Here is a 1,057-nt window from a genome sequence, read left to right as displayed (position 1 = left end):
TGACTGTCGTGGAAAGCAAAACAGATTAACTGTTGACAACGATTGATAATCTCGCGATTACAGAGGCTGCTGGCTTCCCCTAGGGATAGATGGTCATTTTCGGGACATTCCACCAGATGGATAACCTGCTGGAGTTGTTCTTGGGATTCCAGGGGCTGGCGATCGAGACTTTGGGGTAAGATCACGGTTAACAGATTAGGATCTGCCCGCATTGCCCCCTTAATGACGGCGGAATTGGTTCCCGTCGCCCCGGAGGTCATAATCCGATTGCCCCCCAGCACGAGGGCATAGGCCATCATTTCGATCAATTGCTGGTGTGTGATGGGAACGTGACGGGAACCCAATAAGGCGACGCGCTTAGAACCGGTCTGCTGAATGGCGGCTAGTTCTTGAGCTAGAGTGTCTAGGGTGTTAGTGGTATCTACAGATTGACTCAAAGACTTTTACTGCAAATTCGGACTGATTAACCGTCCGTTATTGTAGCATCGAATTGTCATGATCGGAAATTTGGCCAGAAAACCCCAGCTACCGATCGAGGTGTTCTTTCTGTGGTGGTCCCCTATGATCCCTCAGAAATTGTTATTGGTGGGGAAGTGCCTCTAGATTCTACGGTAAGATAGGTGCATAGACGATATTTACCCCAGAGCCATGACCACTTCTCCTGTTCCCCAAGGGGACGATTTTAGCGATCGCCCAATCCGTCCCGTACAATATCGGGATTTGGAAGACATTGAAGCTTTAACCCTAGATGACTTCGATGAGGATATTGATCGTCGCGCCCAAAATTTCCGCACGCAGGTGCAACGGGTGCGCCCTTGGTTTGGGTTGTTTAAAATTCTCAGTCTTTTTCCCAATCCTCTCCAACACCGTTTTCATGTCTATGTAGCTGAGTCTACGGCGGATCGGGGAGAAGAAAGGAAAATTCGCGGGGCAATCCAAGTCACCCCTTTTAATAGTAGTCGCAGCACTTGGCGGGTGGAACAGGTGCGGGTGCATCCAGGGGAGTCTTTAAGCGAACCCAAGGGCATCGGGGCGCAATTACTGCGTTATTGTCTAG

The 1,057-nt window shown here is 50.0% G+C and carries 2 protein-coding genes; one reads left to right on the top strand and one right to left on the bottom strand.

What is annotated here, in order from left to right; genetic code table 11:
- The coding region (locus PX484_RS06840; RefSeq protein WP_288103243.1) for a DNA recombination-mediator protein A at window positions 1–437 on the bottom strand (437 nt) is incomplete at its 3' end.
- A gap of 211 nt (window positions 438–648) precedes the next feature.
- Between PX484_RS06840 and PX484_RS06835 the strand changes: the two genes are divergently transcribed.
- The coding region (locus PX484_RS06835; protein WP_288103241.1) for a GNAT family N-acetyltransferase at window positions 649–1,057 on the top strand (409 nt) is incomplete at its 3' end.

The sequence above is a fragment of the Microcystis sp. M49636_WE2 genome, from assembly GCF_030065375.1.
In the GTDB taxonomy this organism is placed as follows: Bacteria; Cyanobacteriota; Cyanobacteriia; order Cyanobacteriales; family Microcystaceae; genus Microcystis; species Microcystis aeruginosa_C.
This window is presented reverse-complemented; position numbering and strand designations above follow the sequence as displayed.